Genomic DNA, 21,900 nt, shown 5'->3' with positions numbered 1-21,900 from the left:
AGCTCTGCGCTTTCGCGCGTCGTTATCATCGGCTTCAGACCCCTTGGGTGTTATAGGGTCAAGCCTCACGGGCCATTAGTACACGTTAGCTCAACGCCTTGCAGCGCTTCCACACCGTGCCTATCAACCAGCTGGTCTCGCTGGGCCCTTCAGGAGGCTCTAGGCCTCAGGGATGTCTCATCTTGAAGGGGGCTTCCCGCTTAGATGCTTTCAGCGGTTATCCCGTCCGCACTTAGCTACCCGGCAATGCCACTGGCGTGACAACCGGAACACCAGAGGTGCGTCCACTCCGGTCCTCTCGTACTAGGAGCAGCCCTTCTCAAACATCCTACGCCCACGGCAGATAGGGACCGAACTGTCTCACGACGTTCTAAACCCAGCTCGCGTACCACTTTAAATGGCGAACAGCCATACCCTTGGGACCGACTTCAGCCCCAGGATGTGATGAGCCGACATCGAGGTGCCAAACACCGCCGTCGATGTGAACTCTTGGGCGGTATCAGCCTGTTATCCCCGGAGTACCTTTTATCCGTTGAGCGATGGCCCTTCCATACAGAACCACCGGATCACTAGAACCTGCTTTCGCACCTGCTCGACGTGTCTGTCTCGCAGTCAAGCACCCTTATGCTCTTGCACTCATTGCACGATGTCCGACCGTGCTGAGGGTACCTTCGTGCTCCTCCGTTACGCTTTGGGAGGAGACCGCCCCAGTCAAACTACCCACCACACACTGTCCTCGATCCGGATAACGGACCTGAGTGAGAACGCCCATGATGCCAGGCTGGTATTTCAAGGTTGGCTCCCCCCGAACTGGCGTCCGGGGTTCCAAGCCTCCCAGCTATCCTACACAGGCAACATCAGCGTCCAGTGTGAAGCTATAGTAAAGGTTCACGGGGTCTTTCCGTCTAGCCGCGGGTACACCGCATCTTCACGGCGATTTCAATTTCACTGAGTCTCGGGTGGAGACAGCGTGGCCATCATTACGCCATTCGTGCAGGTCGGAACTTACCCGACAAGGAATTTCGCTACCTTAGGACCGTTATAGTTACGGCCGCCGTTTACCGGGGCTTCGATCAGGAGCTTCTCCGAGGATAACACCATCACTTAACCTTCCGGCACCGGGCAGGCGTCACACCCTATACGTCGTCTTGCGACTTGGCAGAGTGCTGTGTTTTTACTAAACAGTTGCAGCCACCTGGTATCTTCGACCGGTTCGGGCTCGAGGAGCAAGTCCTGTCACCCTAGGCCGGCGTGCCTTCTCCCGAAGTTACGGCACCATTTTGCCTAGTTCCTTCACCCGAGTTCTCTCAAGCGCCTGGGGATTCTCACCCTGACCACCTGTGTCGGTTTGGGGTACGGTCGCACATGATCTGAAGCTTAGAGGCTTTTCCTGGAAGCGTGGCATCGATGACTTCCTGACCGTGGTCAGTTCGTTTCGCATCTCGGCGTTGAGCACCCGGATTTACCTGAGCGCTCGGCCTACATGCTTTCACCAGGACAACCAACGCCTGGCTCACCTAGCCTTCTCCGTCCCCCCATCGCAATCATGTCCGGTACGGGAATATTGACCCGTTTCCCATCGACTACGCCTTTCGGCCTCGCCTTAGGGGCCGACTCACTCTGCTCCGATTAGCGTCGAACAGAAACCCTTGGTCTTCCGGCGAGGGTGTTTTTCACACCCTTTATCGTTACTCATGTCAGCATTCGCACTCGTGATACCTCCAGCAAGCTTCTCAACTCACCTTCATTGGCGTACACGACGCTCCTCTACCGCTCACACCTAAGTGTGAACCCGTAGCTTCGGTACCTGATTTAGCCCCGTTACATCTTCCGCGCAGGCCGACTCGACTAGTGAGCTATTACGCTTTCTTTAAAGGATGGCTGCTTCTAAGCCAACCTCCTAGCTGTCTGAGCCTTCCCACATCGTTTCCCACTTAATCAGGATTTCGGGACCTTAGCTGACGGTCTGGGTTGTTTCCCTTTTCACAACGGACGTTAGCACCCGCTGTGTGTCTCCCACGCGTCACTCACCGGTATTCGGAGTTTGCCTCGGGTTGGTAAGTCGGGATGACCCCCTAGCCGAAACAGTGCTCTACCCCCGGTGGTGCTGCCTGAGGCGCTACCTAAATAGCTTTCGAGGAGAACCAGCTATCTCCGAGCTTGATTAGCCTTTCACTCCGATCCACAAGTCATCCAAATCTTTTTCAACAGATCCTGGTTCGGGCCTCCAATTGATGTTACTCAATCTTCACCCTGCTCATGGATAGATCGCTCGGTTTCGGGTCTATATCCCGCGACTGCTTCGCCCAGTTAAGACTCGCTTTCGCTACGGCTCCCCTAATCGGTTAACCTTGCCACGGAATATAAGTCGCTGACCCATTATACAAAAGGTACGCCGTCACGGAACATGTCCGCTCCGACTGCTTGTACGCACACGGTTTCAGGGTCTATTTCACTCCCCTCTCCGGGGTTCTTTTCGCCTTTCCCTCACGGTACTGGTTCACTATCGGTCAGCCAGGAGTATTTAGCCTTGGAGGATGGTCCCCCCGTCTTCAGTCAAGGTTTCTCGTGCCCCGACCTACTCGATTTCACATGATCAGATTTTCGACTATGGGGCTATCACCCGCTATGGCCGCGCTTCCCAGCGCCTTCGTCTAATCAGTCACATGCTTAAGGGCTGCTCCCCGTTCGCTCGCCGCTACTGGGGGAATCTCGGTTGATTTCTTTTCCTCAGGGTACTTAGATGTTTCAGTTCCCCTGGTTCGCCTCTTGCGCCTATGTGTTCAGCGCAAGATACTCACCTGTTGGTGAGTGGGTTTCCCCATTCAGAAATGCCCGGGTCACAGGTTGTTTGCCACCTCGCCGAGCCTTATCGCAGGCTTCCACGTCTTTCATCGCCTCTGGCTGCCTAGGCATCCACCGTGTGCGCTTCATTGCTTGACCCTATAACCCGAAGGAGTCTGGTCGCACAATGATAACGAGTGCCGGATACGCTTGAGACGTATCACATAACACTATTACGTACACCTTCGTCGGGCAGGGACTCACCACGCGGGGCGTTGTGAATCGCTGACCTTCAAAAGGTTTATCAGCTTTGCTATATCTTGTTAAAGAGCGACTGCTAGACGCAGTGATAAAGGAACCGATGAGGAAAATATTTTTCCTCCAACCGCGTCTGTTGCCAGAGGCGTAGGTTCATTTATCACTGCGCAAGGGCAGCGACGATCTGATCAGGTAATTCATTGTGAGCGCTTACCGCGAGGGATGATGCATCGTTTAAGGAGGTGATCCAGCCGCAGGTTCCCCTACGGCTACCTTGTTACGACTTCACCCCAGTCATGAACCACACCGTGGTGATCGCCCTCTTGCGTTAGGCTAACCACTTCTGGTGCAGTCCACTCCCATGGTGTGACGGGCGGTGTGTACAAGGCCCGGGAACGTATTCACCGTGCCATTCTGATGCACGATTACTAGCGATTCCGACTTCACGGAGTCGAGTTGCAGACTCCGATCCGGACTGAGACCGGCTTTAAGGGATTCGCTGACTCTCGCGAGTTCGCAACCCTTTGTACCGGCCATTGTAGCACGTGTGTAGCCCTACTCGTAAGGGCCATGATGACTTGACGTCGTCCCCACCTTCCTCCGGTTTGTCACCGGCAGTCTCCTTAGAGTTCCCACCATTACGTGCTGGCAAATAAGGACAAGGGTTGCGCTCGTTACGGGACTTAACCCAACATTTCACAACACGAGCTGACGACAGCCATGCAGCACCTGTCTCTGCGCTCCCGAAGGCACCAAGGTATCTCTACCAAGTTCGCAGGATGTCAAGAGTAGGTAAGGTTCTTCGCGTTGCATCGAATTAAACCACATGCTCCACCGCTTGTGCGGGCCCCCGTCAATTCATTTGAGTTTTAACCTTGCGGCCGTACTCCCCAGGCGGTCGACTTATCGCGTTAACTTCGCCACAAAGTGCGCTAGGCACCCAACGGCTGGTCGACATCGTTTACGGCGTGGACTACCAGGGTATCTAATCCTGTTTGCTACCCACGCTTTCGCACCTCAGTGTCAGTGTCAGTCCAGAAGGCCGCCTTCGCCACTGGTATTCCTCCCGATCTCTACGCATTTCACCGCTACACCGGGAATTCTACCTTCCTCTCCTGCACTCTAGCCTGACAGTTCCGGATGCCGTTCCCAGGTTGAGCCCGGGGCTTTCACAACCGGCTTATCAAGCCACCTACGCGCGCTTTACGCCCAGTAATTCCGATTAACGCTTGCACCCTCCGTATTACCGCGGCTGCTGGCACGGAGTTAGCCGGTGCTTCTTCTGCGAGTGATGTCTTTCCTGGCGGGTATTAACCGCCAGGCGTTCTTCCTCGCTGAAAGTGCTTTACAACCCGAGGGCCTTCTTCACACACGCGGCATGGCTGGATCAGGGTTGCCCCCATTGTCCAATATTCCCCACTGCTGCCTCCCGTAGGAGTTCGGGCCGTGTCTCAGTCCCGATGTGGCTGATCATCCTCTCAGACCAGCTACGGATCGTCGCCTTGGTGAGCCATTACCTCACCAACCAGCTAATCCGGCATAGGCTCATCCGATAGCGGGAGCCAAGGCCCCCTTTCTCCCGTAGGACGTATGCGGTATTAGCCTGAGTTTCCCCAGGTTATCCCCCACTATCGGGTAAATTCCTATGCGTTACTCACCCGTCCGCCGCTCGTCAGCATCCAGCAAGCTGGATCTGTTACCGCTCGACTTGCATGTGTTAGGCCTGCCGCCAGCGTTCAATCTGAGCCATGATCAAACTCTTCAGTTTAAAATCATTGTGATGCTTACCTGTCACCCTGGGGCAACAGAAGCGCATCAAACTTGGCTCAAGGGTCAAACGAATTCATTTCAATTTACATTGTCATGACCGCTTGCCTTGATAGTTGGTGATTTATCACCCTCATCGGCAAGCGCCCACATGAATTACCTGATCAAATTGTTAAAGAGCTGTTCGCGAGGCGGCGATACTGCCTTGCCAGTCGATGACCTGATTGGCTTGCCTCAACGAGGAAGACATATTCTACGGCTTCCTGTGTGTTTGTCAACGGCTGATTTCAGCGAATTCGCCAGCGTGCTTTATTACCACCACTCGCTAACTTGTTGACAAACCGAAGGTTTTACCTTCATCCACCGCAGGTGACAGTGTGCGTCCCCGGCAGCGGATGCGTACTCTAAGGCTTCGCTGCACAGGATGCAAGGGCTTTATGGAAAAAAGTCAAAAAGTATCAGCTGTCAGGTGACATCTTGCGCATAACCGCCAGAACAGGGCCAGAGCAAACGTACGCGGCAAATAGCAGAAGCAACATGACAGAGGGTTCAACCGATATCATCACAAAGCCCAGCACCACGGCCAGCAACACCACAAATGGCACCGGTTTTTTAAAATCCAGATCCTTGAAGCTGTAGTAACGAATATTACTCACCATCAGGATGCCAGCCGCAGCCACGACAAATAACATAATAAGCTTGAAGCCTAGCGCGTCTGCATCAAAGCTGTGAAACGTCCAAACGCTGGCGGCCACCAAAGCAGCCGCCGAGGGGCTGGGCAGGCCAATAAACCACTTCTTGTCAACACTGCCTACCTGAACATTGAAGCGCGCAAGACGCAGCGCAGCGCATGCCACATAAAGAAACGCCACGACCCAACCTGTCTTACCAATATCCTGGAGAATCCAGGTAAACGCGACCAGGGCGGGCGCCACCCCAAATGACAGCATGTCGGAAAGACTGTCGTATTCGGCCCCGAAGGCACTTTGTGTATTTGTCATACGTGCCACTCGGCCATCCAGCCCATCGAGCACCATCGCAATAAAAATGGCGACTGCTGCAGAAGTAAAGTCTCCGTTGATGCCCGCAATGACCGCGAAGAAACCCGAGAACAACGCCGAGGTGGTAAACAGGTTCGGCAACAAATAGATACCTTTACGACGCACTTTCTTGCCGTCCTGCTCGGACTCTTCAATGACTTCCGTTTCCCGCAGAAACGTTGCAGCTAGATCTTCATTCCTTGAGTGCTCTCCTCCCGCCTCACCAGTAGACGCTGCCTTGGTATCGGCCTGATCACGAGCATCCTGAGTCATAAAAAATATCCATCTGAATAAACACCAAAAGTATAGATGTCATTCTACACGGTGAACGCCACCTCACCAGATAATTACAGCGCAGACCCATAAATGAGTCGGGGTGCGACAATGCGCACCCCGAATTACAAGCTTGGCCACCATCAACAATGGCTAGAACCTGACTCTTAGTTTTTGGACTTGTCGACCAGCTGATTAGCCGCAATCCACGGCATCATGCCGCGCAGTTTGGCACCGACCTGCTCAATGTCATGCTCGGCATTCAGGCGACGACGCGCCGTCATGGAAGGATAGTTGCTATTACCTTCATTGATGAACATCTTCGCATATTCACCCGTCTGAATACGCTTCAGCGCATTGCGCATGGCGGCACGAGACTCATCATTAATAATTTCAGGGCCTGTGACATATTCACCATACTCAGCATTGTTGGAAATGGAGTAGTTCATGTTAGCGATGCCGCCCTCATACATCAGGTCGACAATCAGCTTAAGTTCATGCAGGCATTCAAAGTAGGCCATCTCGGGTGCATAACCGGCTTCGGTCAGTGTTTCAAAGCCTGCTTTCACCAGCTCAACAGCACCGCCACACAGAACGGCCTGTTCACCGAACAGATCGGTTTCAGTTTCGTCCTTGAAAGTGGTTTCAATAATACCGCTGCGGCCACCGCCAACACCTGCCGCGTAGGAAAGAGCAAGCTCCTTGGCTTTACCTGAAGCATCCTGATGGATAGCAACCAAATCAGGAATACCACCGCCTTTGACGAACTCTGAACGCACCGTGTGACCCGGCGCTTTCGGCGCAATCATGATGACATCCAGATCTTTGCGTGGCTCAATCTGGTTGTAGTGAATGTTGAAACCGTGGGCAAATGCCAGCGTTGCACCTTCTTTCAGGTTGGGTTCAACTTCCTGCTCATAAATGGCTTTCTGGTTTTCGTCCGGCGCCAGAATCATCACGACGTCAGCGGTTTTACACGCTTCCGGCACGCTGGCTACTGTCAGCCCGGCGGCTTCAGCTTTCGAAGCAGATGAGGAACCGGTTCGCAGCGCGACAGTGACATCAACACCTGACTCTTTCAGATTATTGGCATGCGCATGGCCCTGTGAACCATATCCCACAATGGTGACTTTTTTAGCCTGAATAAGAGACAAGTCACAATCTTTATCATAATAAACGTGCATGATGAGCTCCAGATATAGGGTTAATGACACAATGTGTATCCAGCCTTGATGGCCACCTGAACCGTCTTTTGCGGCACCAGGTCCTGCAATGTCATTACTTTACGCTGACCTCACTGTTGCGTAAAACGCTATATTTGCAACACACTATTTCTTAAAGTGAAATACAGCAGGTGCTCAATGGATTTTCGCGTGTTAAAGCATATGGTGACGTTGGCTGAAACACTTCATTTCGGCCGAGCCAGCGATCTGTGTCACGTTAGCCCATCCACGTTAAGCCGCTCCATTCAACAAATAGAAGCAGAGCTGGGAACCACCTTGTTTGAACGGGACAACCGCCACGTCACACTGACGCCCCAAGGACTGGCCTTTCAGCATTATGCCAAAGAAACGCTGGAACAGTGGGAAACCCAGAAACGCACTCTGGCGGCCACGATGGAGGAACTCAGGGGCGACATAAGCATTTACTGTTCCGTGACGGCCAGCTATAGCTTTCTATACGAATTATTAAGCGATGTACGTACCCGTCACCCGGGTATTGAGCTAAAGCTGCATACCGGCGATCCTGCCGAGGCCATGACTCGTGTACTGGAAGGGGTTGACGACATGGCCATTACACCCCGCCCACGAGTTCCGCCGGGTGCGCTGGCGTTCAAATCGCTCACTCGCTCACCGCTGCTATTCATCGCCCCTACACAGACACATGAATGGCTGCCACTTCAGCCAGAAAGTTCAACAGCCGCCCAGTGGGAACAGGTTCCCATGATTCTTTCAGAGGCAGGTCTTTCACGTGAATATGCCAACACCTGGTTCAAGGCCATGGGGGTTGCGCCTCGCATCTATGCGCAGGTTTCTGGCCATGAAGCCATTGTCAGTATGGTCGGCCTGGGATTTGGTATCGGGGTAGTACCCAAAATAGTTCTGGATAACAGCCCATTGGCTGATCGGGTACGTATTTTGAATGTCAAACCAGAGCTTCCGCACTACGATGTTGGGCTGTGCGTGCTGAATCGTCGCCTGAAAAACCCTATCGTCGATGCGTTATGGGTTACCGTTGCGGAACATCACCCATAGAAATAAAAAATGCCGATTTGATGTAAGCAATATCGGCATTCAGGGCATATGCAAAAGAAAAGGATCGCTACTAACGTTTGTTCATTCCATGCTTGGGAAGCACACTGTTATCTGGCCGGGCTGCCTTCGAGCCTTTGGGCCGGACATACAGAACCAATGCATGATCCACAAGTTCATAGCCGTGTTCTTCAGCAATTTCCCGTTGCCGACGCTCTATGATTTCATCAACAAATTCAATGATTTCACCACTATCAAGGCACACCATGTGGTCATGGTGGTCTTCTTGGGTGAGTTCAAAAACAGCGTGCCCACCATCAAAATTATGGCGGATGACAAGCCCTGCTGACTCAAACTGCGTAAGCACTCGGTAAACAGTTGCTAGCCCAACATCTTCACCTGCATCAATAAGCGTCTTATACACTTCTTCAGCACTGAGATGATGCTGACCCGTAGCATTTTCAAGGATTTGCAGAATCTTTACGCGTGGCAAGGTCACTTTTAACCCTGCTTTACGTAGTTCATGGTTTTGATCGGCCATGGTTGCTCTTCGCAGTTACAGGTTAGGTCGGTTATCATCGACCAAAACCACGATAGTGAAGAACAGGATCAAATGCAAAAATTAACTCGAATTATCGCTCTCTCCGCCGCTGTTGCCCTGATGAGTGGCTGTGTTTATAAACGTGATATCCCTCAAGGCAACCTGGTCAACCAGACGATGGTCAGCCAGTTGCAGACGGGGATGTCGCAACAGCAAGTCGTTTCGATAATGGGACGCCCGTTACTTGAAGCCCCCTTTGATGCCCGCGAGTGGGATTATGTTTTCCAGCTGGATAAGGCCTATGGCGATATTGAGACGCGCCGGGCAACGCTGACATTCGACCGTCAGGGACGCCTTGCTGACATTCAAACGGAAGGCGAAATAGATAATTCGCTTCCTCTCGAAGGTGATACAGAGCTCGGCCCCGCCACTGATAGTTCAGACGACTTTCAGGCACAACCGCTGGATCTTGGCGTGGGTACGCAGTCCCAATAATACGGTTTTGAGAACACGACCAAACATAGCAGCAACAGCCCCTAGTGTTGTTGCTGTTTTCGCGCCCGCGCCAGGCGAGCTGCCATTGGATCAATTTCAAGCGGACGATATACTTCCACCCGCTCACCATCAGCCAAAAAGTGGTTTGCAGGTGCTTTCAAGGCCTTGCCAAAGATTCCAAGCGGCGCACGCTCGAAAAAGCCCCTCTCTACTTCAGGGAAAAGCGATGGCAGATCCGCTAGCCTGACGGCATCAGCAGCGGTTGTTCCATTAGGCACTTCAAGGACGACGATGCGCTGTTTGGAAGGCAAGGCAAACGCCACCTCGACATGGATCGAAGCAATCAATTCACCGGCCATACAGGTGATCTGCCCGCTTGGTAAATGAATCCACTAACTGCCCGGCAATTTGCTGAAATAGCTTGCCGAATGCCATTCCCAACAGACGACTGGAAAATTCGAAATCCATCTCCAGACTGACCTTGCAGGCATCCTCCCCCATGGGAGTAAACGACCAGCGCCCCCTGAGATGCTTGAAAGGCCCATTGACTAATGACATTTCAATCCGTTGAGGCGTATATAGGTCATTTCGCGTTGTTATGGTTTGCTCGATGCCGGCACGACCCAACGTCATCTCACCAATGAGGTGCTTATCATCGCTCTCGACCAGACGGGCATGGCGACATCCAGGCAAGAACTCCGGGTAACGTTCAAAATCGTTGACCAGATCAAACATTTTCTGAGGTGTGTGCCGCACTAAAGCGGAACGATTCACGGTTGGCATTGACCTCTCCGCTGACTTCACAGTGCCCAAGGCGTATCATAGGCGGTAATCGTAATACATAAATGGTATCACGCCTCTCTGCCAAGCGAAGAGGCAACTAACAGATCAATGACGAGGTTTCATGGCCACGAAGAAAGGGAAAACGCAAAAAGGCCCCGGTAGCAGCGTCATCGCGCAGAACAAGAAGGCACGTTTTGAATATCATATCGACGAAACCTTCGAGGCGGGATTGGCACTGGCCGGATGGGAAGTTAAAAGCATGCGCGCCGGCAAGGCACAGCTGACCGATACCTATATACTTGTGCGAAACGGAGAGGCATGGCTGCTGGGCAGCCATATTACACCTTTGAATACTGCCAGTACGCACGAACTCGCTGACCCCACACGAACGCGCAAATTGTTGCTCCATCGTAAGGAAATTGCCAAGATTTTTTCAAGAACCCAGGATAAGGGCCACACCTGTGTGCCTCTGAAACTTTATTGGAAGCGCAACCTGGTCAAATGCGAACTGGCGCTGGTAACCGGCAAAAAACTGCACGATAAACGCGCCACCGAGAAAGATCGCGACTGGAATCGCCAGAAAGGGCGCATCATGCGTGAACACAACAAAGCATGACTGGCCAAAAAGTGTTAATAGCGTTATGATGTAGAGCTGAAGTTAAGGGGGCGACATGGTCTCGACGCCGATGACAAACCCTGCGGTGCATGCCGAGAGCGTGATGTATCTCGTAAATCCAACATCACGAATAATAGTCGCAAACGACGAAAACTACGCTCAGGGCGCGCTGGCAGCTTAAACACTGCTAGCTTCTTGTCCGGCTCCAAGGTGATGTGCCTATTCATCACTGAGGAGATACGAGCTAAAAATGATAGGACCGCGGTTGGTGGTGTCTTCTCGCCAATCGTTAAACTTCAGAAGACTCGCGTTGCTGGATCCTGATCGTCGGAGCCAGTCGCGTTAAAGCAAAAGACGAAATCTAAGCATGTAGAGCCAATGGGCGAGTGTCGGCGGACGCGGGTTCAATTCCCGCCGCCTCCACCACCTTATAAAGAAAATCAAGCACCTACGGGTGCTTTTTTTGTTTATTGGCCATCCTATTAGCCATACCCCAAAGCCATACCCAAGGCCTGTTCTACCTTTGCCTTTAAGGCGGCTGGCGCTTGCCTATCCAAAACCAAAACCGATTTATCCACCATGCTGGCGCTTTTCAATTCCGTGTTTGGGACGTGGGTTCGGTTCCGTACTTGGGACGCCGGTTCAAATCCGGGTTTGGGAATTGAACAGGGAAACCAAAGGCACCACATCAGCCGCCTATTCCCGGTGCATCAGTCACCTATTAGCGCCAGCCAGACAAACAAAAAACAGCGCCATTACGGGCGCTGTAAATGCTTGGGGTAGGGGTAAGACTTGGGCGCGTTCAAAAAACACTATGGCGGGGCGCGCTGGCATGAAGGTTTTTCCGACATCAATGCGCGCGTACTGATAGCAAAATCATCAAACCCTTAGTAAAACCTTAGGGTTCGCCCGCGCGTAAACATGTCTGAAAATCATCAAAACGCCCATCTCTAACGGCTTTGAAAATCATCAGACTGGCAGTGGGCTAGCTCTCTTTCAATCGCACACCTAACGAACTCGGCCCGGTTGCGGTGGCTATGCTGGCGGCCATGCTTCATAAGGCTGTCGATACTGGCCACGACGTTGGCTTCCACAGAAACAATTAGGCGAGTAGGGTTAGTGAGACGGCGCGGGTTTTTGCTCATTTTTTGACCTTTTGTGCGTTTTTATCATATAACTAACAACGGGTTGAATATAACTATACCAAATTAAAAGTAGGGGATGCTTAAATGAAAAATTCTTATGTAAGGTTTTTTGCAGCATTATTTATCTGTCTAGCAGTTGCCGGGTGCTCCAGTATGCCAGGAAGCATTACTGAGAGAACCTCCTCCTTTGACGGCTCCACAGAACTGTCGATGAAACCTGCTTTTATATATAGAAGCTCGGATGGTTTTAGTGGTAGCGACCTGCAGGCCTCGCTTCATTGGCGTAGCTCAATGGACAGTGACCAACTTATCCTAACTATGTATGCTAATGGTATACATAGAATACCATCAGAAAATTCTCTGAAAATAAAAATTAATGGTGACTTATATGAGTTTTCATCTATAGACCTTTTTACTGATTTCGCAAGTAAGTATGGCCCCTCAAGTTCATGGGCAATTGTACCTCCTAGTAATTCTTCTTTGAAACGTTATGCAGTAGAAACAGGTTTCATAAGATCCATGCTGAGCGCAAAGGATGTACGGGTTCGCCTAAATTTAGGTACTGCTAATTATGTTGAAGGAATTTTCAGTGATACAACTTTGTCGGCAGCGAAACCAGCATTTGAAGAGTTCATGAGAAAAAGAGCCAAGTTGATGGAATGAAGCTCTGAAAAAACCTCTATACCATCTTCCAACTAAATTTCAGCATCATGCTCAAAACTTTGATTGCAGGGGAATTATCATGAGAATAAATGCCTTATTTGTAGCGTTGAGTTCATCCGCTATTTTGTCTGGCTGCGCCGGGTTGTCGGAAATGAATGAATTGCAAACAATGGTTGATGATTACACCAATAACGATTTTGTCTCGCTTACTGCTGAACCATTGAACATACCTATCCAAGGTATTTGGAGCGGCAACATGGGGCCATACCTTGTGACGATGAAACTGCAAGAAAATGGCACCGGTGAAATGTGTTCTTCCTATGCAGGTACAGATAACGTTTCGCGCCTTAAATATGTCGATAACGTGATTTACTCCCAAGAAGGTGGCCGGTTCACAATAATGGCTCATAGCACTGACACGATGACGCTGGGCAGCCCTTACGAAAGCAGTATATCCAACCGATTCATAGCAGATAGCGCTTTACTTGAAGCCTCAAATTATTGTCAGGAATATTTCAGTTCATAGTTCTTCAGTTGTAGCCAGCGCCCATGACCTTGCCTCCTTTTTATAGTCGGGAAATTCAGCTTTATGGTGGGTTAGGTTGCTCCGGGTGGTTAGTCAGGCCCTGTTTTGCCATAGGTATCTTTAAAGGTATTAGGATGCCTATTTCATGACGGTAGTACACAGCCCCACCAGACCACCTAGAACAACCATTTAAGGCAGTGGATGTTAGACGTTCTCAACTACCCACGCGGCAACGCCTCCCCGGCCATTGCGTTTGCGTAACCGTCTACCGTTTACCACGCGGTCAGCCCGGAACTTGAGCACATTACCCACAGCGCGAGTGGTTAGTTGCTTTACTGTCTTGAGCTCCGTTATGGTTTCCGCCAATGCCTGCTCAACGTCAGGCAAGGCAAAGTCTCTTAGCTGGGGGTCATGGTAGTTGTCGTGGATTTTCTTCACCTCCTTAGCGGTGAAGGGGTCACTACCAAACACATCAGCCAGCGAGCACAGCAGCGCGTCTAACTGTTCCTGTTCAGGGTCAGCCGCTTGGGCAGCATCTACCGCTTCCATCGGGTCGGTATACTCCCCCAGCAAGTCAAAATGACGGGCTACCCATGCCACCGGCTGCCTTACCATCAAGTCCCATACCTCAAAGCTCGCCATGTTTCCCGGTGCTGGCGCATCACCAGACGCCAGCCAGCCACGAATCACGGTTAGGGCATCGGCTATCATGCGTTGGCGGTGCTGCTGGCAATACGCCTCGGGATCCAGGTCGAACTGACGGGCAAAGGGTCTATCCGTTTCGGGGTCTATCCGGCACTTGAGCACACGGCGCGGCAAATCCCCAGCCAAGGTCAGGTTATTCCCGGTCAGCAGCCACAGCGCTTTATTCGGGGCGCTAGCACTGCCTGTTCTGCCTAGTATGCGGTCTGTATGGATATGGGTTGTCATTAAAGTAGCTAACGCAGGGCTATCAAATACGCCAATAACGTTATCCCAGATAACCGCACGGGTGCCGGTCATCAGGATGGTCATAACACGCTTACGGATTTCTTCATCATCACGCGTTTTTATATGCGGCCATATCGCTGGCACCTCCCCCAGCGCCAGCACGGCCAAGCACTTGGCCAGCAGGGTCTTACCACTGCCTTGAGTAGGCGCATCAAAACCAAAACCTGGAGCCGCTGGTAATGATGCACGCACGGCGGCTGTCAGCAACGCAGCAAGCAAAACGCCCTTATCCACGGGGCCTACTAGCGGGAAGTCAGCAAACGGCATCATCAGGCGTTCTAGCGCTGTTTCGACCTGTTCTCCGGTCGGGTGCATGGGCACCTGGTGGATTTCGTCGCCTTCCGCCTCTAACAGCAGGCCGGTAGCTTCATCATAGCCGGGACGGTTCAGCAGCGAGCCATCAAGGCGCAATGTAGGCGCGGTGATAATGGCATTCAGCGGCTTCAGCGCGCGGCGCTCACCAAGGGATAGCAGGGCCTTGGCCACGCTTACCGGGGGATCTTCCAGAACTTCTATATACCCATCATTCTTCAGCCTTTGCCAGCGCCAGAACTGGGTAGCACCACCAAGCCAGTGCTTCAGGGCGTGTTCATCCAGCGGGTAAACGCGGCCATCCGTTGCAGTCACCAGCGGCCCGCCAAAATCAAACACGTCAGGGGCGCGGCGCATAATACCAAGCACCTGCTCCACCGCTTCCACGGTACGCCCTTTGACTAGCTCCACGCGCGCGGGCGGCCTGCTCAGCTTGTACGTTTTGCCACCATGCGCGAACGAGTACAGACGCGGGCGGGCGCCCATCAGGTACAGCTTGCCTACCGTTTTACCGCCTTGGTATTCGGGTTCGATGGGGTCAAGCGTCAGGCTGTTGTGATAGCGCTCAGGGTTATCAAGCACATCCCCAACGGTTAGCGCTTGCTGGCTGCCATTGTCAGCCACCAGCATGATGGGGAAGTCCCCAGCCAATACCCCATGGCTCAGGGCACGGTTCACGGTTTCCCGGCTCTGCTCCAGGGTTTCGGCGCTAGCCTCACTGCCTGCCATTTCGCTGGCGCGGGTTTCGATATAGTCAGCCTGCACCATATCGGCTTCAGGCTTGGCGGCAAGCATGGCAGCCACGCGGTTCTTTTCAGCAGCGGCCAAGGTATTGGGATCCGGGTCGGGGATTACCGCTTGGGTATCCAGTATAGCCACCGCACCACCAACGGGCACCGGCTCGCCTCGCTGTTGCGCTAGCGGCGGGATACATTCAGCACCGGCGGCAAAGTCCAGCCGGTTGGCTTGGTAAACGCTGGCATCCAGCAGGGTACGCTTCAGCCGTTGACCAGCAGCGCCCACCTCTACCCAAGCATGGCCAGCAGCCCAAAGGTAGACTTGCAGCGCCTTACCGGCCCGCTCAATATCGCGGGCATCCAGCGCCAGCCAGTACAGCCGCGGACCACGCAGCCCGGTTAAATCATCGCCGGTTTCCGTGTTCACAATATGGCTAGACGATGAAGGCCACCACAGCGCGCCAACGTCAGCCAATGCGGGCACCGCTTCATGAAGGCAAGCCAGCAGGTCATCACGGGTAAGCGTGTTCTCACCGTCGCCGGGGTCATAATCGGCCATCATGACACCAGCGCCAGCAGGCCAAGAAAAATGTTCCTTACTGCGGGGGATAGGATCATCAGGGCGGCCCGCTTCCAGCCAGCGGCGCTTAGATACCAGCCCGGTATTCATGCGCTCAGGGCGGCCATAGGCCAGCGCTTGGTTAGTCTTGAGCGATTGCAGCAAACGGGCAAAGGTCGCCAGACTATCCACGCTTTCAACGGCGGCGCTGCCTTGTGACATATCCCCGCCGGGATCCTTCACCAGCTCGCCATCAGCCAGCCGGTAACACTTGGCCAGCCGTGCCGGTTTCGTTGACGTGATAATGGTCAGGGCGGCGGTAACGGTGCTATTCTTTTCGGGTGAAGTAATACCTTGAGCCTCGTCAGTGGTTGCAGCCACAGCGGGGCTATTTTCTGCGCTAGTCATCAAGGCACCCTCCCTGTTCAATCACAAACGCCATCAGCTTGGCGCGTTCCTCTCGGGTGGGCGTATAGCGGCCATACCATGACGGTTCCCCGTCTTTTGTCGTGAACGGTACGCGGTCACAATCAAGGTCAATTTCCAGCTTGCGGCGCAATTCCCCAATGAAGTGGGGGCCATTACTGGCTGGCGCTATCCGGTCAGCCTGTTCACGGGTAACGGGGCCTTTAGCCAAGGCGGCGGCTAGTCGAATTAAGCGGCGGCTCATGACACCACCTCCCCGCGTTTGGCTTCCCATGCTTCAAGGTCAGATAAGCGCCAGCGGGTACAGTTGGGGCCAAGGCGGTGGGGCTTCGGGAAGTCAGGGCGTTCACGCGCCCAACGCCAGACGGTGGGCACCGATACCGCTAGACGGGCGGCGGCTTGGCGAACGGTCAGATAAGTGTAGGGGGTCATGCTTTCACCTCGTATCGTGTGGTTACAAGGTGAACTTTGGCGGTTAAGTCACAAGACAGTGGCGGGCACTGTCCCCACTATTTGCGAGGATCTTCGGTATGCCTTTGGATTGTTTTTAGTGATACGCCTACTTCCTTAGCAACATAACCACGCGCTGTTGTTAGGCTTAAATTCGGGTTGTTGGCCAACTTCTCATCTAGTAAACCTTGGTAGCTATCCCATTGTTGCTGCTTTTTTTCTTTTGTACCGTGCGTATGCTTATGGCCTGCTTCTGCCCCACTACGAACCTTAGCGCCAGTGTAATTATTGGCAGCAATCCCCCACCGGCCTGAAACACGGACTCCTGTAGTTTGGTAAATAAAGTCGACCATGCTTTGCTCCGCTTCACACTCGCGGTTTAAATCCTCTATGGTTCTACCTTGCTCAGCCAGTGTTTTAAGAAAAAGATCACATATCCCCTTGGATGCTTTATCGTGCAATCTTCGGGCCTCTAAAAGTGTAAGTCCTTTATCTTCTGCTAGCTTGGCAAGCATCCTTTGGTCTTCAGGATCCAGCCCTTCCAGTGGGTTCGTCATGCGGATACCTCCCCACGAATAGCGGTAACGCTGGCGCTGGCCTTGGCCGGTTCTGCGCAGTAGTCAGCCCATGCAGTCATCAGCTTGGTACGCTGGGGCAGCAATTCATCACGGGCATAGGCGGCGCGGGTGGCGTCGCTGTTGACGTGGGCAAGCGCCAACTCACTGACTTCATCGGGATAGCTTGAACGGTTTCGCGCCCAATCCTTGAACGCACTACGGAAACCATGGGGCACCACCGGGCGGCCATCGGTTGGATCCGTGTATTGTTCGCCGCCTTCCTTTTCTTTGGTGGTGTTCATCCGCTTCACGGTGGCTAATATGGTCACGTCGCTGATTTTGCCACCTCGCACCGCCGGGAATACCAATGGCTGGCCTTGCATACGGGGCAGCGACTCCAGCAGGGTAACGGCGGCGGGTGATAGCGGTATCCGGTGGGGCTTGCCTGCCTTCATGCGGTCAGCCGGTATAGTCCATACCTTGGCGCTCAGGTCGATTTCATCCCAAGTGGCACCGCGTATCTCACCAGAACGGGCGGCGGTCAGAATGGCGAACTCCAGCGCCCTAGCGCCCATGCCTTCACGGGCGCGCAAGTCTTGCAGGAACTCGGGGACGCGCTGCCATGGCAACGCCGGGAAGTGCCGCTTGCCTTTGCCTGCCTTAGCGGGCTTCATCAGCACGGCATCAAGGTTGCCTTGCCACCGGGCGGGATTATTGCCATCACGGTAGCCACGCACAGCAGCCCATGCCAGCACAGCTTCAATACGCTGGCGAACGCGGGTCGCTGTTTCCGTCTTGGTTTCCCATATCGGTTCTAGCGCTTTCAGGACGTGGGGCAATTCCACATCACCCACCGGCACTTCCCCAATATGGATAAAGGCGTAGCGCTTTAGCGAGCCAATCCAGTCTTTCCGGTGCTTGGCGTTTCGGAACTCTTTTTCTTTGGTGGCGTGATACTGCTCAGCCGCTTCCCGGAATGTCAGGCGTTTGACTTGTGCGGCGATATGGGCGGCGCGGGCGGCTTGGCGTTCTGCTACCGGGTCGATACCTTGCGCTAGCTTGTCGCGTAGCTCTCGGGCTTTATGGCGGGCATCAGCTAGGGGAACGGCGGGAAAGCTTCCCAGCCCAAAGCCACGGCGGCGCTGGCCTACCATCACGCGCAATACCCACGAACGACCGCCACCAGGGCTAACCTGTAACAACAGGCCAGGCACTCCCCCAACGGGGTGGAAGCCGGGGCGGTCTATCCGCCTCACTTCAGCCGCGCTTAACTCTTTCGCTACCTTTGGCATCGCCCTCACTCCTATGCGCCATCCCATTAGCCAACCTATTAGCCATAAAGAATAGCATAGGGTGATATTAGACGATACAGGATAAGATAAGCAAAGCTAGTAAACACAAGGCTTTCAGTGGGTTATGGCTTCAGCATGGCATGGCGTGATACCGCTCACAGGGGGACGCCGCCTCCACCACCTTATCAAGAAAATCAAGCACCTACGGGTGCTTTTTTTGTTTTTTCATCCATACATCATCGGTGTTGCCACCGCAGTATCAAGCGACAGGGGCCATGAAGGGACGTTTTGTGCAGGTAACGTGGCTGGGTAAAGGCAGGATTATTCCCGCCTGATGGCTACAGATCTCAGCCCGGACGCTGAGCTGTTCAAGTATTCAGGTAGCAGCAGCCACTACACGGTTTCTTCCCGTCTGTTTGGCTTGGTAAAGCGCATCATCTGCCTGTTTGATCAGTTCAAAAGCACTGTTGAAACCCTCGGCTGGCTTGCCCGCCGCCACGCCAAAACTGGCGGTTACCTTTTTGATGGGGGCGTCCTCATGGGCAATATCAAGCGCCTCCAAGCCACATCGAATACGTTCAGCAATCGCAACACCTGCTTTCTGGTCACTATCCTGAAGGATGACGATGAATTCCTCACCGCCATAACGTGCGGCCATATCATTGCCACGCCGAGCGTGCTGTTTCAGCTCGCGTGCCACTTCTCGCAGACATTGATCGCCTGCTGGATGTCCATAGCGGTCATTGAACGCCTTGAAGTAATCAATATCCAGCATGATGACGGTCAGGCTAAGATCATTGCGTTGCGCGGTTAGCCATTCTCGCCCCAGAATTTCCTCAAAGTAACGCCGATTGGCCAGGCCCGTCAGGCCATCCGTTCGGGAAAGTTCCTTCAATTGTTGATTGGCTTCTTCAAGTGCCTGGGTACGCTCTTTGACCTTCTCTTCCAGCACACCACTGATTTCACGGTACCGCGCCAGCAATTGCTGGGTTTCTGCATTTTTTTCGCGAAACACTTCAGATGCCCTGGATAACTCCTGAAGCTCATAACCGACTTCATAATCGGACTTGATAGGTGCCGTTTCCCCGCGTGCAAGGCGTCGGAAAATGCCCGCCAGGTTTTCAATCGGCGTCGCAATACTGCGGCCCAGCGCATAGGAGAGTCCCACGATAAGCAGCAACATGATGACGCTACCTATAAGCGCCAGCAAAAACACCAGCTGCCTTTTATGATCCACGCTTTCTTCAATCACGAGCATTTCCTGGCGCAACTTTTCGGTTAACCGGTCTGATTGATAGAGGATCTCATAGGTTTCCGCCGCCATGACCACATTGACCAGGAAAAGATAACCTCGCGAGCGCTGAACTGCTTCAAGAATCGCCTCTTCATAGGCAAGTATCGACGCATCCATTCTGGTGAGGAGTTCGTTAAAGGAATCCCCCTGATGCAGGGCCTGAAGCTGCTGGAGCAATGCCTGGGAGTGACGCACATTACCCTTCACTTCGCGAATCAGGGCATTATCAAGTGAGTCGAAGTAGTCGCGGGTAAAGCCTTCTATCTGCAATAGCGAGATACGTAGCCGCTCGACCAAAGCCACGGATTCTGCGTCCAGAGTTCTGGCAGCAAAGCTGTCGATCAGCTTGCCATGCAGCTCTGCTTCGGCGTGAATCGCATCATGGGTCAGCTGATTCTGGCGCTCGCGCTGCCGTTTGACCTCAGCAAAAGCCTGCTGAAAGTTGTCCAGATGGACAGCCATGATACCGGCACGCCGCCTTATCGGCTCACTGGCATCATCCTCCAGCTTGGCAAGCACGGTTTCAGCCTGCTCCAGCGCCAGATCGGCCTGATCGGCGGAAAAGCGGTCACCTTCCTGTATGAATTTCTCGGACAAGCGTTGTAGTACCACCATTTTGGTCGCCAGATCGTACCCCAGTTCCACCTGCTCACTGACCAGCGTAAAGCGACGGAAATCTGTATAGATATTGCTGATGGCCAGCCCCATAAAAAGCGCCAGACCTCCGCCAACCAGCCCTATCACCATAAAGCCAGCAAAGAGCCTGTTTTTCAGACGCCAGTGGGAAAACCGCCTCATGCCAGCAATAGGTCCCTCCATTTGGTCAAGGAATACTCATAGGTATCCATAACGGTGTTCCAGACGGACACCCTTTCAAACCGGGTCTGATAGCTTCCCCCACGGCGCATTTCGCCGGGCACTGCCACTTCAGCCCCATCGGTGCCCAGAATCGACTTCCCAGCAGGTGTGCCTTCATACCAGAAGTTCCACTCATCATCGCTGAGGTACTGCCTGGCCTGTTGAGGGTTTGCAATATAATAGCCCTGCCGGGCAATAAAGGCACCGGGCCACCCTGAAAGCCACCAGTTCATAAAAGCATAGGCAAGTTCCTTGCGCTCTTCATCGACGCCGGATGACAGGCACATAACGCCATACCAGCCACGATAGCCTTCCTTCGGAGCTGCATAAGCACAAGGAATTCCCATGCCCCGCAACCGATAAGCCGCCGGAGAAAACATGCTGGCGATGTCTACTTCGTCTCTTGCCATGAGATCAACAGAGTGGGGTACCGATGACCAGAAACCGCGAAACTGACCCTGACGCTTGTAATCAATCAGGATTTCAAACAGTTGGTCGATTTCCTGCCGGGTCATGTTGCCAATATCAGAAAACTGCATCAGACCTTTGCTCTCGACGGCAAGCGCCAGGTCGAACAGGCCTATGCTCGGCTCGTTAATAATCGCCACCCGACCACGCTGCTGGCTGTCCAGTAACCAGCCCCAGCTTTCGGTTTCATAGGGAATACCCTCTTCAATGACGTCGGTGCGATAACCGAAGGAATCCACATTATGGGCATAGGGAAGAAAGCTGATGGAGTCAGTCGGTGTATGTTCCAGGGTGCCGTCCGGCTGGACATACAGCAGACGATGGGGTGCATCGCCCCGGCCTATCCGCGCTGCTGGCGAAATCTTGCCGGTTTTGGGCAGGTTATTGATATCTTTCCAGAAGGTCAGGCGTTGAGTGTCGATTGGCTGGATGGTGTTGGCCTGCCACAGTACCCGAATACTGTTTGACCACTGCTCATAGAGATCAAACGCAGCCGGGTCTGTGGCCGCCTTCAGTAACACCTCAGCACTGCCACCCGGATAGAACTCGATATTGATCCCCAGATCCTGCTCCGCACGGCGCCTTATTGGCTCCTGAAGCGTGACATGAGTTCCCACTACACGCAGGGTGGGCGAGCGATTGACCGCTTTCAATATGGCAGGAAATCCTGCTGTTCCCAGCAGTAAACCTGCGCCTCCTGCTTTAAGCACATCGCGACGTTTCAACAGAAAACTCCCTTACCGTTGATATAATGCATCATGCAGGGTTTAAGTTCCTGAATACAAGCCACGCTGCAATATCCGTGCGCCAATAG

Annotated in this window: 17 protein-coding genes, 2 rRNA genes and 1 other RNA gene; 6 read left to right on the top strand and 14 right to left on the bottom strand. The window is 53.2% G+C overall.

From position 1 onward, the window contains the following. Positions 1–54 precede the first annotated feature (54 nt). From LL947_RS01025 to ilvC, 4 genes are all read right to left on the bottom strand, one after another. Positions 55–2,943: ribosomal RNA gene (locus LL947_RS01025) — 23S ribosomal RNA — on the bottom strand. 334 nt (positions 2,944–3,277) lie between these two features. Further along, positions 3,278–4,810 (bottom strand): 16S ribosomal RNA (locus LL947_RS01020). Together the 16S and 23S rRNA genes form the textbook arrangement of a ribosomal RNA operon. A 457-nt stretch (positions 4,811–5,267) precedes the next feature. Then, positions 5,268–6,122, bottom strand: a complete 855-nt coding sequence (gene pssA, locus LL947_RS01015) for a CDP-diacylglycerol--serine O-phosphatidyltransferase (RefSeq protein ID WP_290824043.1) — start codon at positions 6,120–6,122, stop codon at positions 5,268–5,270. A gap of 167 nt (positions 6,123–6,289) precedes the next feature. Continuing rightward, positions 6,290–7,306: a ketol-acid reductoisomerase gene (gene ilvC / locus LL947_RS01010; RefSeq protein ID WP_404415438.1), complete on the bottom strand. Its 1,017-nt coding sequence runs from the start codon at positions 7,304–7,306 to the stop codon at positions 6,290–6,292. 177 nt (positions 7,307–7,483) lie between these two features. On the opposite strand from ilvC, the gene ilvY reads away from it, so the two are divergent. After that, positions 7,484–8,377, top strand: coding sequence for an HTH-type transcriptional activator IlvY (ilvY, locus tag LL947_RS01005; RefSeq protein WP_499833682.1), 894 nt, complete (start codon positions 7,484–7,486; stop codon positions 8,375–8,377). A 70-nt stretch (positions 8,378–8,447) separates the two neighbouring features. On the opposite strand, the gene fur is transcribed toward ilvY, so the two are convergent. Further along, positions 8,448–8,915, bottom strand: a complete 468-nt coding sequence (fur, locus tag LL947_RS01000) for a ferric iron uptake transcriptional regulator (RefSeq protein ID WP_290824049.1) — start codon at positions 8,913–8,915, stop codon at positions 8,448–8,450. A gap of 72 nt (positions 8,916–8,987) precedes the next feature. Between fur and LL947_RS00995 the strand changes: the two genes are divergently transcribed. Next, positions 8,988–9,410 (top strand): outer membrane protein assembly factor BamE, encoded by a 423-nt coding sequence (locus LL947_RS00995; protein ID WP_290824051.1) that lies wholly within the window; start codon positions 8,988–8,990, stop codon positions 9,408–9,410. 41 nt (positions 9,411–9,451) lie between these two features. Here LL947_RS00995 and LL947_RS00990 read toward each other — a convergent pair whose 3' ends face one another. Together LL947_RS00990 and LL947_RS00985 are read right to left on the bottom strand one after the other, a co-directional pair. After that, entirely contained in the window at positions 9,452–9,769 is a 318-nt protein-coding gene (locus LL947_RS00990; RefSeq protein WP_290823397.1) for an RnfH family protein, read from the bottom strand. Next, positions 9,759–10,193: a type II toxin-antitoxin system RatA family toxin gene (locus tag LL947_RS00985; RefSeq protein WP_290823399.1), complete on the bottom strand. Its 435-nt coding sequence runs from the start codon at positions 10,191–10,193 to the stop codon at positions 9,759–9,761. The genes LL947_RS00990 and LL947_RS00985 overlap by 11 nt, the downstream gene beginning before the upstream one ends. 121 nt (positions 10,194–10,314) lie before the next feature. Here LL947_RS00985 and smpB point away from each other — a divergent pair, with 121 nt between their 5' ends. The 4 genes from smpB (at position 10,315) to LL947_RS00965 (ending at position 13,143) form a co-directional block, all read left to right on the top strand. Continuing rightward, positions 10,315–10,809: an SsrA-binding protein SmpB gene (smpB, locus tag LL947_RS00980; protein ID WP_290823401.1), complete on the top strand. Its 495-nt coding sequence runs from the start codon at positions 10,315–10,317 to the stop codon at positions 10,807–10,809. Between the two features lie 46 nt (positions 10,810–10,855). Continuing rightward, positions 10,856–11,235: a transfer-messenger RNA gene (ssrA, locus tag LL947_RS00975) on the top strand. 803 nt (positions 11,236–12,038) lie between these two features. Next, the gene (locus tag LL947_RS00970) at positions 12,039–12,617 is read left to right on the top strand and encodes a hypothetical protein (RefSeq protein ID WP_499833681.1); all 579 of its coding nucleotides are present in this window, start codon (positions 12,039–12,041) and stop codon (positions 12,615–12,617) included. 79 nt (positions 12,618–12,696) lie between these two features. Next, on the top strand, positions 12,697–13,143 hold the full coding sequence (locus LL947_RS00965; RefSeq protein WP_499833680.1) for a J517_1871 family lipoprotein: 447 nt from the start codon (positions 12,697–12,699) through the stop codon (positions 13,141–13,143). Positions 13,144–13,347: 204 nt separating this feature from the next. Here LL947_RS00965 and LL947_RS00960 read toward each other — a convergent pair whose 3' ends face one another. The 7 genes from LL947_RS00960 to LL947_RS00930 all read right to left on the bottom strand — a co-directional run bounded on the left by LL947_RS00960 (position 13,348) and on the right by LL947_RS00930 (position 21,811). Continuing rightward, positions 13,348–16,149: a hypothetical protein gene (locus LL947_RS00960; protein WP_499833679.1), complete on the bottom strand. Its 2,802-nt coding sequence runs from the start codon at positions 16,147–16,149 to the stop codon at positions 13,348–13,350. Next, the gene (locus LL947_RS00955; protein WP_404415421.1) at positions 16,142–16,411 is read right to left on the bottom strand and encodes a hypothetical protein; all 270 of its coding nucleotides are present in this window, start codon (positions 16,409–16,411) and stop codon (positions 16,142–16,144) included. Before LL947_RS00955 ends, LL947_RS00960 begins: the two co-directional genes overlap by 8 nt. Next, complete coding sequence (locus LL947_RS00950; protein WP_404415418.1) at positions 16,408–16,599, bottom strand: helix-turn-helix transcriptional regulator; 192 nt, start codon at positions 16,597–16,599, stop codon at positions 16,408–16,410. Before LL947_RS00950 ends, LL947_RS00955 begins: the two co-directional genes overlap by 4 nt. 77 nt (positions 16,600–16,676) lie before the next feature. Beyond that, positions 16,677–17,174, bottom strand: a complete 498-nt coding sequence (locus LL947_RS00945; protein WP_499833678.1) for a hypothetical protein — start codon at positions 17,172–17,174, stop codon at positions 16,677–16,679. Beyond that, positions 17,171–18,466: a tyrosine-type recombinase/integrase gene (locus tag LL947_RS00940; RefSeq protein WP_404415412.1), complete on the bottom strand. Its 1,296-nt coding sequence runs from the start codon at positions 18,464–18,466 to the stop codon at positions 17,171–17,173. Before LL947_RS00940 ends, LL947_RS00945 begins: the two co-directional genes overlap by 4 nt. Before the next feature lie 376 nt (positions 18,467–18,842). Next, positions 18,843–20,558: a GGDEF domain-containing protein gene (locus LL947_RS00935; protein ID WP_499833677.1), complete on the bottom strand. Its 1,716-nt coding sequence runs from the start codon at positions 20,556–20,558 to the stop codon at positions 18,843–18,845. Then, entirely contained in the window at positions 20,555–21,811 is a 1,257-nt protein-coding gene (locus LL947_RS00930) for an ABC transporter substrate-binding protein (RefSeq protein ID WP_499833676.1), read from the bottom strand. Before LL947_RS00930 ends, LL947_RS00935 begins: the two co-directional genes overlap by 4 nt. Between the last annotated feature and the right edge of the window lie 89 nt (positions 21,812–21,900).

It is taken from the genome of Halomonas sp. BLK-85 (genome assembly GCF_044792155.1).
GTDB lineage: Bacteria > Pseudomonadota > Gammaproteobacteria > Pseudomonadales > Halomonadaceae > Vreelandella.
Note: the sequence above shows the minus strand (reverse complement) of the source record. Positions and strands in the feature narration are given on the sequence as shown.